Source organism: Serratia sp. N21D137 (assembly GCF_047530005.1).
Classification (GTDB): Bacteria; Pseudomonadota; Gammaproteobacteria; order Enterobacterales; family Enterobacteriaceae; genus Chania; species Chania fonticola_B.
This window is the reverse complement of the sequence record NZ_JBLJAJ010000004.1, coordinates 109,025-125,437: the sequence shown is the minus strand read 5'-3', so window position 1 is coordinate 125,437 and position 16,413 is coordinate 109,025. Positions and strand designations below refer to the sequence as shown.

Sequence of the window (16,413 nt, the reverse complement as noted above, 5' to 3'; positions counted from 1 at the left end):
TGCTACTTCTCGCGAATTTTCGCGTTGCAGAGGGGGGAGAGAAAACCCCTGCATTTTCAGGGTGTCTGAGCACCCCTTTAATTTTTACGCAGAGTAAAATAAATACCCTGAACAATGTTTGATGGCAGTCACGTTTCGATGAATCTGACCGGCCATTTTTCAAAAATCGTCTACTTTTTGTGAAGAAAGATGAAAATTTGCCCGACCGTTCCCCTGAAACGGGTGGGAACATTACCCGTTTCGAGGATTAATTACGAGCTTAAAAAGAATTAGATTATCGCCAGCGGTTTGCTAAGCCTAGACGAAGGTTCAGAGTTCGATGTGAAACAAACGTGAAAAGTTGGTGGTGGTCGCTTGCGCCAGGTTTTCTAGACTGACGCCCTTCAATACGGCCAGGTATTCTGCGACGTCACGCACATAGGCGGGTTGGTTTTCTTTGCCGCGATGAGGCACCGGCGCCAGGTATGGCGAGTCGGTTTCCACCAGCATACGATCTAATGGCACATAGCGGGCCACCTCGCGCAGCGGCTCGGCGTTACGGAAAGTGACAATGCCGGAAAACGAGATATAGAAGCCCAGATCGAGCAAGGCTTTCGCCGTTGGCAAATCTTCGGTGAAGCAATGCAGCACGCCGCCGCAATCCTGTGCGTTCTCTTCACGCAGAATGGCCAAGGTATCGTCACGCGCGTCACGCGTATGCACAATCACTGGTTTGTTGAGATCCCGGCCAATACGAATATGTTGGCGGAACGACTCTTGCTGTAACGGGATATTGTCTTGCTGATAGAAGTAATCCAGCCCGGTTTCCCCCAGGGCAACCACCTGCTCTGCCGCAGCCAGACTGCGCAGTTCGGCATAATCGTAGCCCCCCTCCAGATTCAACGGATGAACGCCGCAGGAGAAGGCGACATCGTTACGTTGACCGATCAGTTGGGTCATCGCCTGGTAACCCGGCAGCGTGGTGGCAACCGCCAGTACAAAGCCCACATCCTGCGCTTTGGCTTTGACCAGGGCATCGTCCACGCTGTGGTGCAAGGTGGCGAAGTCCAGGCTGTCGAGGTGGCAGTGAGAATCTACTAATAACATGATAATTAACTCTTTTACAACGAATGAGGGGGTGAGTAGCCGGTAGCGCCGAGCATCTGCTCCCAACCGAGTAACTGTTCTGTCAGCAACAGCTCGCGATTAACGCCGACCACGCTGAGTAACTGATGGCGGCAGTTAAGCCACTGCTGCATGATTTGCTGGAGCGAAACGCTGCTCAAACGGCTGGCCAATTGCTGGACCAGTGGCAATTGATCCTGGTTCAGAGCATAGCTCGCGGCACCCTGCTGGTATTTCATCGCGTCCATCAGCAACGCGCATAGCCAGTGTAGCCGGTCCGCCACGTCGTCATGGTTCAGTGCCGGCAACAGGGCCAACATATCGCACTGCGGCAGAGCGGTGTTCAAGGCGTTGCACAGTGCGGCCCGCTGTTGCCAGCGATTCGGTTGCAGCAACTGTTCGGCAGCAAGGGGAGCACCGTCATGCAAGCGTAATGCGGTCAGGCGATCGACCGAATTGCCCGCGCCCTGGCGGTTAAGCCATTGCAGACTCAACTGTTCATCCGGGCTGGCCAGATGCCAGTAGAAACAGCGGCTACGCAGTGTCGCCAGCAGGCGTGAGGGCTCACGGCAACCTAGCAGGAAGTAGGTATTGGCCGGAGGTTCTTCCAGGGTTTTCAGCAAGGCGTTGGCGGCGGCCTCGGTCAACAGTTCTGCCTGCGATAGCCACACCACCTTGGCTCCCCCCTGCTGGGCATGGGAATAGAGGACCTCAATCACCTGGCGGATAGGTTCGATACCCAAGCTACTCTTGCCCTTTTCCGGGGCCAATACGTGGTAGTCCGGGTGGTTGCCTGCCAGCATCAACCGGCAGCTGTGACACTCACCGCAGCTCTTTTCACCATTGCGCTTTTGGCAGATCAGCCAACGGCTAAGGGCATAGAGTAGCTCAGCATCGCCGTTGCCCACCGCCGCATGCAGCAGTAATGCGTGATGGCCACGCCCAGCCGCATACTGCCCCACCAAATGACGATAGGGAGCGTTAAGCCACGGGTACCAGTTCATTACGCCCCTTCCTGCTGTTGCAGCCACTGTACAACCACCTGGCGAATATCGGCGGTGACCTGTTCCAGCGTTTGTGCCGCATCTATGGTAACGATGCTCGCATCCTGCGCCGCCAGTTCAAGATAGCGCGCGCGGGTACGTTCAAAGAACGGCAGCGCTTCTTGCTCAATACGGTCTAACTCTCCGCGCGCGCGCGCCCTTTGCAGGCCCACCGACGGAGGCAAGTCGAGATAAAGGGTCAGGTCGGGGCGGAAGTCACCCAATACCGTATCACGCAGCGAACTCATCAAGTGTGGATCGATTCCCCGGCCCCCGCCCTGATAGGCTTGCGCGGAAAGGTCGTGGCGATCGCCCACTACCCAGGCTCCCCGCGCCAACGCCGGTTGGATAACGGTTTCCACCAGTTGCACCCGCGCGGCATATATCATCAGCAGTTCCGCCTTGATGGTCGGCAAATCGCCGTCTGCGCCGCATTTAAACAGCTCGCGCAGCTTCTCCGCCAGTGGCGTACCACCCGGTTCACGGGTAAATACAATGTCATTAATACCCTGCTCGTTAAGCACGTTGACCACGGTATTGCGCGCGGTGGTTTTACCCGCGCCTTCCAAGCCTTCAATCACTACAAAGTTACTTTTCATTCTTTTCCTTTTGTACCTGCCGATAGACACGCACCGCAGCATTATGGCTTGCCAGGTTGGTGGTGAACGTATGGCCACCCTTGCCGTCGGCAACAAAGTACAAATAATCGGTTTTAGCCGGATTGGCAGCGGCTTCCAGTGAAGCACGGCTCGGCATGGCGATCGGCGTTGGCGGCAGGCCACTGATCACATAGGTGTTATAGGGCGTTGCCGTCTCCAGATCCTTACGGGTGATGTTCCCGGTGTAACTGTCGCCCATGCCGTAGATCACCGTAGGATCGGTTTGCAAACGCATGCCCAAACGCAGGCGATTGATAAACACCGAAGCGACCTTGGTGCGTTCCTCCGCTACAGCCGTCTCCTTCTCAACGATCGAAGCCATCGTCAGCAACTCTTCCGGCGTTTTGTATGGCAAGCTGGTGTCTCGCGCATGCCAAACGTCCTGCAATGCCTTGTACATCCGCAACTGCGAGCGCTTTAACAATGCCTGATCGGTGGTTCCCGCCGTATAGAGATAGGTATCTGGATACAAACGGCCTTCCAGCACGCCACCTTCCGGCAGCCCCAGTGCCTTGGCGATTTCCGCCTCGCTTTTACCTGCCAGGGTATGTTTGACGTATTTGGACTCTTGCAGCACCTGCAGCCAATCTTTCAGACGCAACCCCTCGATAAAGCGCGCGCTGAACTGGGCTTCTTTGCCGCTCGCCAACAGTTTCAGCATCTGGCGCACCGTCATCCCCGGGGTTAAACGGTAGGTACCCGCCTTGAATTCGGCCAGTTCCGGCTCCAGGCGCAGTAACCACGGGAACCAACGGCCATTGTGGATCAGCTTGTCGCGTACCAGCAGCCCTTCCAGCGCCACACGGCCAGTGCCTGCGGGCAGTTTGAAGTAGGTTTCCTGCCCAATCGCCAGCGGAGTCTCGGCAAAGCGTTCAATCCGCTGATGCCCCCAATACAGCGAAGCCAACGCCAGGAGCAGCAGCAGTACAACAATCTTGAGCTTTTTTCTCTTCATCGATCAGCCATCATTAACAGTGTGGTCGCAAAAAATCATACAGTTGGCGCGAAGGGTAGCGCCATGATTGTGCCCTATTCACCGGCAGCAACGGCATCAGCGCGTTGCATATCAGCACTTCCTCCGCATCGGCCAGCGTCTCCAGCGGTTCACTGACGTAATGCAGTAGATACTCGCTGCCCGCCAGAAGTTCAATCACGCGGCGGCGCATAACACCGGCGACACCGGCCTGATCCAGATTTGGCGTAAAGACGCTTTTTCCTTTACGCCAGAACAAATTAGCCGCACAGCATTCCACCAGCATACCCGCAGTGTCAAGCACCAGCACCTCATCGGCATCGGCCTGGTCAAGATGTGCGCGGATCAACACCTGCTCCAGGCGGTTAAGGTGTTTCAGGCCAGCCAGCAATGGATTACGCCCTAGCGCTACCGGGCTGAGCTTCAGGCTGATCCCTTCCTCACGCCATGGCAGGTAATGAGCGGGATAGGTGCTGCGTGAAACGATCCGTGTAGGAGCAGCGCAGCCGCGCGGGCTGTAACCTCGTCCGCCGCTGCCTCTGGTCAGTATCGCTTTGACCACGCCAAGGGACAGAGAGCCTGCCGCATGGCGCATCTCAAGTTCCAATGCCGCCCAGTCCACTGCAGGCAGCAGCAACCTCTGTGCCGCCTGCTGCATGCGCTCAAGATGCCAAGGGAAAAGATCGATGTTGCCATCCACTACTCTGGCGGTGGTAAAGCAGCCATCGCCAAACTGCAAACCGCGATCGCTGGCTGCCAGGGCGTCATGTTGTTGTCCATTGATCCAGTACATGCGTTTCCTCACTGTGTTATCACTACAGCATAACAGGCGCATACTACGATAAACGGCCTGGAGCCATAAAAAAAGCCCGGTCAAAATGCACCGGGCCTTTATCAACTTAAGTTGGCAATAATTATACGCGACGGAAAATCAGCGAACCATTAGTGCCACCGAAGCCGAAGGAGTTACACAGCGTGAACTCCATATCTTTGGTCTGGCGCGCTTCGTGTGGTACGAAATCCAGATCGCAACCCTCATCCGGATTATCCAGATTGATGGTAGGTGGAACCGCCTGATCGCGCAGAGCCAATACGGTAAAGATCGACTCAATCGCCCCAGCGGCACCCAGCAGGTGGCCGGTCATCGATTTGGTGGAGCTGACCATCACCCGGTTGGCATCGCTGCCAAATACGGATTTCACCGCTTGGGTTTCTGCCTTATCACCGGCCGGCGTCGAGGTGCCATGCGCGTTGATATAACCAATCTGTGACGTTGTCACACCTGCATCACGCAGTGCGTTTTCCATCGCCAAGGCGGCACCAGCACCGTTTTCCGGTGGTGATGTCATGTGGTAGGCATCGCTGCTCATACCAAACCCGACAATTTCGGCGTAAATTTTCGCACCACGACGTTTTGCGTGTTCGTACTCTTCCAGCACCATCATCCCCGCACCATCGCCCAGGACAAAACCATCACGGTCTTTATCCCAGGGGCGGCTTGCGGCCTGTGGGTTGTGATTGCGGGTTGAGAGCGCACGAGCCGCCCCAAAGCCGCCGACACCCAGAGGGGTACTGGCTTTTTCTGCGCCACCGGCCAGCATCACATCGGCATCATTGTAAGCAATGATACGTGCGGCATGGCCAATGTTATGGACACCTGAGGTACAGGCAGTAGCGATGGAAATACTTGGGCCACGCATGCCGTACATAATGGTCAGGTGACCGGCAATCATGTTCACAATGGTCGAAGGCACAAAAAACGGACTGATTTTCCGTGGGCCACCGTTAACCAGTGAGCTATGGTTCTCTTCAATCAACCCCAGGCCGCCGATACCAGAGCCGATAGCGGCACCAATACGATTGGCGTTCGCCTCGTTGATATCCAGCCCCGCATCCTGCATGGCTTGCATGCCGGCGACGATGCCGTATTGAATGAAGGCATCCATCTTGCGCGCATCTTTGCGCGAGATGAAATCTTCACAGTTAAAATTCTTTACCAAGCCAGCAAAGCGCGTTGCATAGGCAGTAGTATCGAAATGGTCGATCAGGCTGATGCCACTCTGACCGGCAAGAAGAGCATTCCATGTGGACTCTACAGTATTGCCGACAGGAGACAACATGCCCAGTCCGGTCACAACTACTCGACGCTTAGACACGTTTGTCCTCCAAGGAGGGAAAATATGACGCTAGGGATAGAAAAAACTTAGGCGGTCGAGTGACCGCCTAGATATGTTCGCTTACTGCTGGCTAGCGTTGATGAAATCAATAGCTGCTTGCACAGTAGTGATTTTCTCAGCTTCTTCGTCTGGAATTTCGGTGTCGAATTCTTCTTCCAGAGCCATTACCAGCTCAACGGTGTCAAGAGAATCAGCGCCCAGGTCTTCAACGAAAGAAGCGTTGTTCAATACTTCTTCCTGCTTAACACCCAGTTGCTCAACAATGATTTTCTTAACGCGTTCTTCGATAGTGCTCATACTCTTAAATTTCCTATCAAAACTCGCTTTCGCGATGGTTTTCGTAGTGTATAAAATGTTGAAAAAGATGCAACTAAATCCCGGCTGGTCAAACCACGATTTTACGCTATTTTGCGGTTTTTACCTCAAATAACGCAAATAGTTTTCGCATTTTTTAAATCATATACATGCCGCCATTGACATGTAACGTTTCACCGGTGATGTAGCTGGCCTCGTCAGAGGCTAAAAATGCAACAGCGCTGGCGATTTCTTTAGCTTCCCCAAGCCGGCTAGCCGGAACCTGAGTCAAAATGCCTGCGCGTTGATCTTCTGTCAACGCCCGTGTCATGTCCGTCTCAATAAAGCCAGGAGCCACGACGTTGACCGTAATGCCACGTGAAGCGATCTCACGTGCCAAAGACTTACTAAAACCAATCAGACCGGCTTTAGCCGCCGCGTAGTTAGCCTGCCCTGCATTCCCCATGGTGCCAACAACGGAACCGATAGAGATGATACGGCCAAACCGCTTTTTCATCATAGCTCGCATTACCGCTTTTGACAGACGGAATACGGAAGTCAGATTGGTGTCCAGGATATCCTGCCACTCCTCATCCTTCATTCGCATCAGCAGGTTATCACGCGTAATCCCGGCATTATTCACTAAAATGTCGATTTCGCCAAATTCTGCACGAATCGAGGTCAAAACGTTGTCGATAGATTGAGCATCAACCACGTTCAGCATATAGCCTTTGCCGTTCTCACCCAGATAGCTGCTGATGGCTTCAGCACCGCTCTCGCTGGTAGCGGTGCCGATAACCTTGGCGCCACGTGCAACAAACAACTCTGCAATAGCCCGGCCAATACCGCGGCTTGCGCCGGTGACCAGGACAATTTTCCCTTCGAAGCTCATGGTTATCCTCTTTTACTGTTCCAACGCCGCAGACAGGCTGGCAGTATCGTTAACCGCTGCCGCCGTCAAAGTGTCGACAATGCGTTTGGTCAGGCCGGTCAGCACTTTGCCTGGGCCCACTTCCAACAGCAGAGTCACACCCTCTGCCGCCATAAATTCTACGCTTTCCGTCCAGCGCACCGGGCTGTACAGTTGGCGAACCAACGCACTGCGGATAGCTTCTGGCGCGGTTTCTGCGCGTACATCAACGTTATTGACTACCGGGACTAACGGCGCGTTGAAGGTGATGTCTTGCAACGCTACAGCCAGCTTATCGGCAGCCGGTTTCATCAGTGCGCAGTGCGAAGGCACGCTCACCGGCAACGGCAGTGCACGTTTGGCACCGGCCGCCTTGCAAGCTGCGCCTGCACGCTCAACCGCTTCTTTGTTGCCCGCGATGACGACCTGCCCCGGAGAGTTGAAGTTCACCGGTGAAACTACCTGGCCTTGAGCAGACTCCTCACAGGCTTTGGCAATCGAGGCATTATCCAGACCGATGATGGCGTACATGGCACCGGTACCTTCTGGTACCGCTTCCTGCATCAGCTTGCCGCGCAACTCGACCAAACGGATAGCCGCAGCAAAATCCAGCACACCGGCACACACCAGCGCCGAGTATTCACCCAGGCTGTGGCCAGCCATCATCACCGGCATATTACCGCCCTGCTGCTGCCAGACACGGAAGATGGCAACGGAGGCCGCCAACAACGCTGGCTGTGTCTGCCAGGTTTTATTCAGCTCTTCTGCCGGACCAGTCTGCACCAACTGCCACAGATCGTAACCCAAAGCCGCAGAAGCGTCGCTAAAAGTTTGTTCCACAATGGGAAACTGTGCGGCCAAATCGGCCAACATGCCAACGGTTTGAGAACCCTGGCCTGGAAAAACAAAAGCAGTTTGCGTCATTTTTTTATTCCTGTTGAATCAAAAGCGAACCAGCGCCGAGCCCCAGGTAAAGCCACCGCCGAATGCTTCCAGCAACACCAGCTGACCACGCTGGATGCGCCCGTCGCGTACGGCTTCGTCGAGCGCCGCAGGTACCGAGGCGGCAGAGGTGTTCCCGTGACGATCGAGCGTCACTACCACTTTCTCCATCCCCATACCCAGTTTTTTTGCCGTTGCGCTGATGATGCGCAGGTTGGCCTGATGCGGAACCAGCCAATCCAGTTCACTGCGGTCAAGATCGTTGGCCTTCAGCGTTTCATCAACGATATGTGCCAGTTCGGTGACTGCCACTTTAAACACTTCATTACCCGCCATGGTGACGTAAGCAGGCTGATCCGGGTTCTGACGATCTTTATTCGGCAGCGCCAGCAGATTGCCATAGCGACCATCGGCATGCAGGTGGGTGGAGATAATGCCCTGGTCCTCAGAAGCCCCCAGCACTACCGCGCCCGCACCGTCGCCAAACAGGATGATCGTGCCGCGATCTTCAGGATCGAGCGTGCGCGACAGCACATCTGAGCCGATCACCAGCGCATGTTTTACCGCGCCGTTCTTGACGTACTGATCGGCCACGCTCAAGGCGTAGGTAAAGCCAGCACAGGCCGCCGCGATGTCAAACGCCGCGCAGTCCTGAATACCCAGCATCTGCTGCACCTGGCAGGCAGAACTTGGGAACGCATGGCTTGAAGTGGTGGTCGCCACCACGATCAGGCCGATATCTTCTTTAGCCACACCCGCCATTTCCAGCGCGTGAGACGCGGCATGGAAGCTCATGGTTGCCACGGTTTCATCCGGGGCAGCGATACGACGTTCACGAATACCGGTGCGAGTCACGATCCACTCGTCAGACGTATCCACCATTTTTTCTAAGTCAGCGTTGGTGCGCACTTGTGCGGGTAAGTAACTCCCCGTACCGAGAATCTTTGTATACATGAACGATCAGTCACTCTTGGGTAATACAGCTTCAAGGCGCGCAGCAATCCTGTCCGGAACTTGCCGCTGCACCGCCTGTACAGCCTGTTCGATTGCCACCGCAAACGCGTTTTGGTTTGCAGCGCCGTGGCTCTTGATCACGGTTCCCCGCAATCCTAACAGACATGCACCATTATACTGGTCGGGGTTCAGATGACCAAAACGCCTTGCCACCCTTTTTTGTAACCAACGACCCAACAATTTTAACCACCACGCCTGTTTTCCCCCATCGGAGGATGACTTGAGTAGCGACAAGAACAGTCTTATCACACCTTCCATGGTTTTCAGAGTGACGTTGCCGACAAAGCCGTCGCAGACCATCACATCGGTTTTACCGGTGAGCAGGTCGTTGCCTTCCAGATAACCAATATAGTTGATTGCCTGCGTTTTTTTAAGTACGGCGGAGGCTTCGCGGATATTATCCAGTCCTTTGGTTTCTTCTTCGCCGATATTGAGCAGTGCCACACGTGGCTGCGCGATACCCAATACCTCTTCCGCCATCACTGCTCCCATGACCGCGAACTGCACCAGCATCGTGCTGTCGCATTCTACGTTGGCCCCCAGATCCAGCACCACGGTTTTACCGCGCTGTTGGTTAGGTATCACGGTCATCAACGCCGGGCGTTCAATGCCGTCCAACGGTTTGATCAGCAGCTTGGCCAGCCCCATCAACGCCCCGGTATTCCCTGCACTGACACAAGCCTGCGCCTCACCGCTTTTAATCAACTCCAGCGCAATGCGCATAGAGGTACCTCGGCTGGCCCGGATCGCTTGTGAAGGCTTCGCGTCACCGGCAATAACCGATTCGGCAGGTACGACTTGCAAGCGTTCCAGGACAGACGGATCGGCTTTGGCAAGTAACGGGGAGATGACGTCGGGATCGCCGACTAACAGGAGATGAAGCTGTAAATTAGAGGCCAGTGCCTGCAATGAAGCAGGCACTGTGACGCAGGGACCGAAATCCCCGCCCATTGCATCTAACGCCAGGGTTAGACGAGTCAAAGTATCGCTGACTTAGCCGATAACCTTGCGACCGCGGTAGAAACCGTCGGCAGTGATGTGGTGACGACGATGAGTTTCACCGGAAGTCGCATCTACAGACAAGGTGGTGGTGGTCAGGGCATCGTGTGAACGACGCATGCCACGTTTGGAACGGGTTGGTTTATTTTGTTGTACGGCCATGGACCTTACTCCTCGATTACTTACGCTTTAAACTGGCTAATACGGCAAATGGATTTGGTTTCTCCGCCTCAGGAGGCAGTTTGCCAAACACCATGTCCGCTTCGGACACTTCACAGTGTTCAGATTCATGTACCGGAACGACAGGCAGTGAAAGAATAATTTCATCTTCAATCATTGCCAACAGATCGACTTCGCCAAACTCGTCAACTTCGATCGGTTCGTACGCTTCCGGTAATGCCTCAGCCTGCTCATCATTGACGACCGGGCTAAAACAATATGTTGTGTGGACCTGGTGTGCAAACGGGACACCACAGCGTTGGCACATCAGCGTTACCGCGACGTCCGCATGCCCTGTTATCACCGCGAGGCGCTGGTTATCAATATCAAACGACAACTGCACTTCGACATCACTGTCCACACTGACCACGGAGTCGGCAACACGTGTAACCAGCTCAGGCGCGTAGGAACCAACATAGTCCAGGCGTTTCTGAGCGGTACGTACCGCATCAATGGTCAAGGGTAATTTTACCTTTTGCATAGGGCGCGCATATTAACTTTGTAACGTCATAGAGTCAAAGAAAAAGGCCCTAAAACGGCACCTTTCACCAATATTCGCTTCCAGAGCGGCCGACAGTTTAAGATGAGCGACATATTTACGCTATGGTTTGTGGAAAAAATTATGCAAAGACTCTTACTCGCCTCAACGTCAGTCTACCGCCAGCAACTGTTGGAGAAACTGCACCTGCCCTTTATTTGTGCAGCACCGCAAACCGATGAAACACCGCTGCCCGGTGAAAGTGCCGAGGCTTTGGTGCTGCGCCTGGCGGCGGCCAAGGCTCAGGCGCTGGCTATGGCCTATCCTGATTATCTGATTATCGGTTCCGACCAGGTCTGCGTGATCGCCGGAGAAATCACCGGTAAGCCCCATAGCGAAGAGAACGCTCGCCAGCAGTTGCGTAAGGCCAGCGGCAAACTGGTGACCTTCTATACCGGTTTGGCGCTCTATAATAGCCGTAGCCAACGCCTACAGGTGATGTGTGAACCTTTCCACGTTCATTTTCGGGCTTTGAGCGAAGTGGAAATCGAAACCTATGTACGCCTGGAACAGCCGCTCAACTGCGCAGGCAGCTTCAAGAGTGAAGGTTTGGGGATTGCGCTGTTTGAGAAGCTGGAGGGCCGCGACCCGAATGCGTTGATTGGTCTACCGCTGATCGCATTGTTGGAAATGTTGCGGGCTGAAGGGGTCAACCCGCTGGTATAAGCTTATTTTTTGGCTGCAGCGGTCCGTTGGCGCAATACCTGCAGGCAATGACGCAGCTCGTCATCCATCGGCGCTTCGATGCGCATCGTTTCGCCGGTGGCAGGATGTTCAAAGCGCAGCGCTGCCGCATGCAGGAACAGGCGTTTCAGGCCGGTGCCCGCCAATTGGCGATCGAACTCCCGGTCACCATAACGGTCATCAAAGGCGATCGGATGCCCAGCATGCAAGGTATGCACACGAATCTGGTGGGTACGCCCGGTGATCGGGCTGGCCTTCACCAGCGTGGCATGTTCAAAGCGCTCTTCGATCTTGAAGCGGGTCTCCGAAGGTTTGCCTTCGCTGTTGACGCGGACAATGCGCTCCCCGCTCTGCAAAATATTTTTCAGCAACGGTGCCTGCACCGCTTTGCAGTGCGACTGCCACTCGCCGCGCACCAACGCCAGATAATCCTTCTGCATCCCCTTGAGGCGCAACTGCTCGTGCAGCGAACGCAGCGCCGAACGCTTCTTGGCCACCATCAACACGCCGGAGGTGTCACGATCCAGACGGTGCACCAGCTCCAGAAAACGTGCTTCCGGACGTAATGCCCGCAATCCTTCGATCACGCCAAAACTCAGGCCACTGCCGCCATGCACCGCCGTTCCCGAAGGTTTGTTGAGCAGCAACAGGTGATCGTCCTCATAAAGGATGCAATCTGCCAGGGCAGCAACTTTATCCAGCTTGGCGGAAACCGGCGCATCTTCACGCTCGGCGACCCGAACCGGAGGAATGCGCACCACGTCGCCCGCCGCCAGTTTATATTCAGCCTTGATGCGGCCTTTATTGACCCGCACCTCGCCTTTGCGCACGATGCGATAAATCATGCTCTTCGGCACGCCTTTCAGGCGGGCAAGCAAAAAATTGTCGATTCTCTGACCGGCTTCATCGTCAGAAATCGTCACTAATTGTACTGCGGGAATGTTCGTTTTCATGGGGCGGGATTCTAAATAGAGCGCGTCAATAGCGCCACCTCTTTTTATGTGCTTAACTGTCTCTCAGACTGTGAAAGAAACGCCAGCGAACAATAAGGCAGCAAGCCAGGTTGATCGTTTGCGGTTTCCGCCACAGTTAGCGCAAAGTCACCTTGCTATAAAGGTACTTGCAATGGAATAATGCTGTAACTTTCCGTGCCGATCCCCTTGAAACGAGGAGAATTGCGGAATTATACAGTTTGTCTGGTTGCACAAAAACGCAGCAATGGCGTAAGACGTAATGTGAAATCAAACAATTAGCGGGCTGCGGGTTGCAGCTTGGCCGGCAAATGGAATCAGATCTGTCAACATACATCAGAGGCTATTCCCTGAGTCAAAAGCGCTGTGTTTCACAAAGAAATACAGGCTTACCGAGATAATGCGCCCCTATGCAGGCGACAACCGTGAGGTTGACGGCTTTGCGAGAAGACACGGGGTTTTCGGTTTTAACCTGGCCATGAGGTTATTTTGCCCGCAGCTTTGTCGATAATGTAAAAAAAACGAGTAAGTTAAGATGAAAAGAATGTTGATTAACGCAACTCAGCAGGAAGAGTTGCGTGTTGCCCTTGTAGATGGACAGCGGCTGTACGATCTGGATATTGAAAGCCCTGGCCATGAGCAGAAAAAAGCGAATATTTACAAAGGCAAAATCACTCGAATTGAACCTAGTCTCGAAGCCGCGTTCGTTGATTACGGCGCTGAACGACATGGTTTCCTTCCGCTAAAAGAAATCGCTCGCGAATACTTCCCAAGCAATTACTCTTCCCATGGTCGCCCAAACATCAAAGATGTGCTGCGTGAAGGCCAGGAAGTCATCGTTCAGGTTGATAAAGAAGAACGGGGTAATAAAGGCGCCGCCTTGACCACCTTCATCAGCCTGGCCGGTAGCTATCTGGTTCTGATGCCGAACAATCCGCGTGCCGGTGGTATTTCCCGCCGCATCGAAGGTGACGACCGTACCGAACTGAAAGAAGCGCTCTCCTCGCTGCAATTGCCAGACGGCATGGGTCTGATTGTCCGCACCGCTGGCGTTGGCAAATCTGCCGACGCTCTGCAATGGGACCTGTCATTCCGCCTCAAGCACTGGGAAGCGATTAAAAAAGCCGCCGAAGGCCGCCCTGCTCCGTTCCTGATCCACCAGGAAAGCAACGTTATCGTGCGAGCATTCCGCGATTACCTGCGTCCGGACATCGGCGAAATCCTGATCGACAACCCGAAGGTACTCGATCTGGCCAAAGAGCACATCGCTGCCCTGGGCCGCCCGGACTTCAGCAGCAAGATTAAATTGTACAGTGGCGAAATCCCGCTGTTCAGCCATTACCAAATCGAATCACAGATCGAGTCCGCGTTCCAACGTGAAGTGCGTCTACCTTCCGGTGGTTCCATCGTGATCGACACCACCGAAGCCTTGACAGCTATCGATATCAACTCCGCGCGTGCAACCCGCGGTGGCGACATCGAAGAGACCGCATTCAATACCAACCTGGAAGCCGCAGATGAAATTGCTCGCCAATTGCGCCTGCGCGACCTGGGTGGCCTGATCGTTATCGACTTTATCGATATGACCCCAGTTCGTCACCAGCGTGAAGTGGAAAACCGTCTGCGCGATGCCGTCCGCCAGGATCGTGCCCGCATTCAGATTGGCCGTATCTCTCGCTTCGGCCTGCTGGAAATGTCCCGTCAGCGCCTCAGCCCGTCACTGGGTGAGTCCAGCCACCACGTGTGCCCGCGCTGTACCGGTACCGGCACCATCCGTGATAACGAATCGCTGGCGCTGTCTATTCTGCGCCTGATCGAAGAAGAAGCGCTGAAAGAGAACACCAAAGAAGTTCACGCCATCGTACCGGTTCAGGTTGCTTCCTACCTGCTGAACGAAAAACGTGATTCTGTCAGCGCGATCGAGAAGCGCCAGGGTGGCGTGAAAGCGGTCATCGTGCCAAACGATCAGATGCAGACTCCGCATTACTCCGTGCTGCGCGTACGCAAGGGTGAAGAAACACCAACCCTGAGCTACCTGCTGCCGAAGCTGCATGAAGAAGAAATGGCCCAGCCGCAGGATGATGCGCCAGTCGAGCGCAAACGCGAGCAACCGGCTCTGGCTTCCTTCTCTCTGTCACAGGATGCTCCTCCGCAGGAAGAAGAGCCTGTGGTTAGCAAGCCTGCCGTTGCCGCCAAACCGGCAGTTGCATCAGCCCCTGCTGCTGAAGCCAAACCTGGCCTGTTGAGCCGTCTGTTTGGTGGCTTGAAGTCACTGTTCGCCGGTGAAGAAACGCCAGTGGTTGAAGCTAAGCCGGTTGTAGCTGAGAAAACAGAAGACAGCGACAACCGCCGTCAGGATCGTCGTGGCCAACGCCGCCAGGGTTCTGGCCGTAAAGGTGAACGTGGCGAGCGTAAAGAACGTGGCGAAGGGCGTGACAACCGTGAACGTGGTGATCGTGAGCCACGCGAAAATCGCGAGCCGCGTGAACCACGTGAAAACCGTGACGACCAGCGCCGCAACAACCGCCGTAACGCACAGCAACAAACCGCACCAGCGGCTGCCAATACCGAAGTGCAGACTGAAGAAGCAGCCAAGGTACAGCGCGAAGATCAGCAACAGCGCCGTGAACAGCGTGCCGAGCGTCAACGCCGTCGTCAGGAAGAAAAGCGCCAGGCTCCGCAAGACGTCAAAGTGCCAGAAACTGCGGAAGTCGTTGTTGCCAGCCATAGCAATGACGAAGATGAAGACCGTCATCAGCAGCCAACGCAGCGTCGTCAACGCCGTCCACTCACGCAGAAAGTTCGCGTCCTGTCGGCGGAAGAAGAACTGCATCGCGCCGCTGAAGAGCTGTTAGCGCCTAAAGCGCCAGTTGCCAAGGTAGATGAAAGCCAGGCTCCGGTAGTGGCTGAGAACGTTAAACTGTTGCCACAGACCATTGCGGCCCAGTCTGAAGATGACGCGCAAGCTGACAACCGTGGAAACGGTGAAAACGGCATGCCACGTCGTTCTCGTCGTTCTCCACGCCATCTGCGCGTCAGTGGTCAGCGTCGTCGTCGCTATCGTGACGAGCGTTATCCGAACCAGTCGCCAATGCCGTTGGCCGGGGCGTTTGCCTCACCAGAGATGGCTTCAGGCAAGGTTTGGGTCAGCTATCCTGTGGCACAAGCCGCCGTCTACGTTGAACACGAAGAAGCTCAAGCGCCAGTGGCGTTAGAAACCGTAGCCGTTGCTGCTGCACCGGTGGCTGTTGAAGCCGCTCCTGTTCAGCCTGTAGTCAACGAAGCGCCAAGCGTCGTTGAAACCGCTCCGGCAGTGGCTGAATCGGTGGCAGCACCGGTAGTTGAAGCCCCGGTAGAAACTGCACCGGTTGAAACCGTAACCGACGTTGTCGTCGCTGCCGAGCCAGCCGCTGTTGTGGTAGATGAAACCGTTGTCAGTGAAACAACTGAGGATGAGACGGTTGCAGATGCCGCAGTACGAGCTGAACCCGTTATCGCTGAGCCCGCAGTGCAAGAGCCTGTAGTTGAAGAAACTGTAGTGGAAGCCGTTGTGGCCGCCCCTGCAGAGGCTACTGTAACCGCAGAGCCGGAAGTCGTGTCAGCACAGCCAGAGGCTGCTCCAGCTCCAGTGCAAGAGGCCCCAGTGGTTGCACAACCACAACCGGCACTCTACAAGCATATCGCTACCGCCCCGATGACCAAAGCGCCTGCGCCGGATTATCAGCCGGAAGCCGCGAAGACCAGCGAGTGGCAGCGTCCTTCCTTCAACTTTGATGGAAAAGGCTCTGCTGGCGGCCATGCAGCGGCGAATCAGGCCACTGCTCCAGCGACCAAACCGCAGCCGGTTAACGACTAAGTTAATCCCTGCCATAAAAAAACCCGCCTA

16 protein-coding genes are annotated in these 16,413 nt (G+C 55.0%); 2 read left to right on the top strand and 14 right to left on the bottom strand.

The window, feature by feature from the left end; translation table 11 throughout:
- Positions 1 to 309: 309 nt before the first annotated feature.
- The 13 genes from ACMV5H_RS05025 to yceD all read right to left on the bottom strand — a co-directional run bounded on the left by ACMV5H_RS05025 (position 310) and on the right by yceD (position 10,815).
- The gene (locus ACMV5H_RS05025) at positions 310 to 1,086 is read right to left on the bottom strand and encodes a metal-dependent hydrolase (RefSeq protein WP_094982272.1); all 777 of its coding nucleotides are present in this window, start codon (positions 1,084 to 1,086) and stop codon (positions 310 to 312) included.
- Between the two features lie 14 nt (positions 1,087 to 1,100).
- A complete protein-coding gene (gene holB / locus ACMV5H_RS05020; protein ID WP_059200558.1) occupies positions 1,101 to 2,108 on the bottom strand; it encodes a DNA polymerase III subunit delta' in 1,008 nt (335 codons plus the stop codon).
- Complete coding sequence (gene tmk, locus ACMV5H_RS05015; RefSeq protein ID WP_021804713.1) at positions 2,108 to 2,746, bottom strand: dTMP kinase; 639 nt, start codon at positions 2,744 to 2,746, stop codon at positions 2,108 to 2,110. The genes holB and tmk overlap by 1 nt, the downstream gene beginning before the upstream one ends.
- Complete coding sequence (gene mltG, locus ACMV5H_RS05010) at positions 2,736 to 3,761, bottom strand: endolytic transglycosylase MltG (RefSeq protein WP_021804714.1); 1,026 nt, start codon at positions 3,759 to 3,761, stop codon at positions 2,736 to 2,738. The genes tmk and mltG overlap by 11 nt, the downstream gene beginning before the upstream one ends.
- A gap of 13 nt (positions 3,762 to 3,774) precedes the next feature.
- Positions 3,775 to 4,572 carry an aminodeoxychorismate lyase gene (gene pabC, locus ACMV5H_RS05005; protein ID WP_115158365.1) on the bottom strand — a complete coding sequence of 266 codons (798 nt, stop codon included), beginning with the start codon at positions 4,570 to 4,572 and terminating at the stop codon, positions 3,775 to 3,777.
- Between the two features lie 121 nt (positions 4,573 to 4,693).
- Positions 4,694 to 5,935 (bottom strand): beta-ketoacyl-ACP synthase II, encoded by a 1,242-nt coding sequence (gene fabF, locus ACMV5H_RS05000; RefSeq protein ID WP_414821532.1) that lies wholly within the window; start codon positions 5,933 to 5,935, stop codon positions 4,694 to 4,696.
- A gap of 81 nt (positions 5,936 to 6,016) precedes the next feature.
- Positions 6,017 to 6,253: an acyl carrier protein gene (acpP, locus tag ACMV5H_RS04995; RefSeq protein WP_004719003.1), complete on the bottom strand. Its 237-nt coding sequence runs from the start codon at positions 6,251 to 6,253 to the stop codon at positions 6,017 to 6,019.
- Between the two features lie 154 nt (positions 6,254 to 6,407).
- Positions 6,408 to 7,142 (bottom strand): 3-oxoacyl-ACP reductase FabG, encoded by a 735-nt coding sequence (gene fabG / locus ACMV5H_RS04990; RefSeq protein ID WP_021178306.1) that lies wholly within the window; start codon positions 7,140 to 7,142, stop codon positions 6,408 to 6,410.
- A gap of 12 nt (positions 7,143 to 7,154) precedes the next feature.
- A complete protein-coding gene (gene fabD / locus ACMV5H_RS04985) occupies positions 7,155 to 8,084 on the bottom strand; it encodes an ACP S-malonyltransferase (RefSeq protein ID WP_021804717.1) in 930 nt (309 codons plus the stop codon).
- Positions 8,085 to 8,102: 18 nt separating this feature from the next.
- Positions 8,103 to 9,056, bottom strand: a complete 954-nt coding sequence (locus tag ACMV5H_RS04980) for a beta-ketoacyl-ACP synthase III (protein WP_037374855.1) — start codon at positions 9,054 to 9,056, stop codon at positions 8,103 to 8,105.
- A 6-nt stretch (positions 9,057 to 9,062) separates the two neighbouring features.
- Entirely contained in the window at positions 9,063 to 10,097 is a 1,035-nt protein-coding gene (plsX, locus tag ACMV5H_RS04975; RefSeq protein ID WP_071680507.1) for a phosphate acyltransferase PlsX, read from the bottom strand.
- Positions 10,098 to 10,109: 12 nt separating this feature from the next.
- Positions 10,110 to 10,277, bottom strand: coding sequence for a 50S ribosomal protein L32 (gene rpmF / locus ACMV5H_RS04970; protein WP_004943042.1), 168 nt, complete (start codon positions 10,275 to 10,277; stop codon positions 10,110 to 10,112).
- Between the two features lie 16 nt (positions 10,278 to 10,293).
- Positions 10,294 to 10,815 carry a 23S rRNA accumulation protein YceD gene (yceD, locus tag ACMV5H_RS04965; RefSeq protein ID WP_024485941.1) on the bottom strand — a complete coding sequence of 174 codons (522 nt, stop codon included), beginning with the start codon at positions 10,813 to 10,815 and terminating at the stop codon, positions 10,294 to 10,296.
- Positions 10,816 to 10,956: 141 nt separating this feature from the next.
- On the opposite strand from yceD, the gene ACMV5H_RS04960 reads away from it, so the two are divergent.
- On the top strand, positions 10,957 to 11,538 hold the full coding sequence (locus ACMV5H_RS04960; RefSeq protein ID WP_059200556.1) for a Maf family protein: 582 nt from the start codon (positions 10,957 to 10,959) through the stop codon (positions 11,536 to 11,538).
- A gap of 2 nt (positions 11,539 to 11,540) precedes the next feature.
- Here the strand turns inward: ACMV5H_RS04960 and rluC are convergent, their stop codons facing one another.
- Positions 11,541 to 12,509: a 23S rRNA pseudouridine(955/2504/2580) synthase RluC gene (rluC, locus tag ACMV5H_RS04955; protein WP_021178312.1), complete on the bottom strand. Its 969-nt coding sequence runs from the start codon at positions 12,507 to 12,509 to the stop codon at positions 11,541 to 11,543.
- A gap of 553 nt (positions 12,510 to 13,062) precedes the next feature.
- On the opposite strand from rluC, the gene rne reads away from it, so the two are divergent.
- Positions 13,063 to 16,383, top strand: a complete 3,321-nt coding sequence (gene rne, locus ACMV5H_RS04950; protein WP_414821531.1) for a ribonuclease E — start codon at positions 13,063 to 13,065, stop codon at positions 16,381 to 16,383.
- Positions 16,384 to 16,413: the final 30 nt, after the last annotated feature.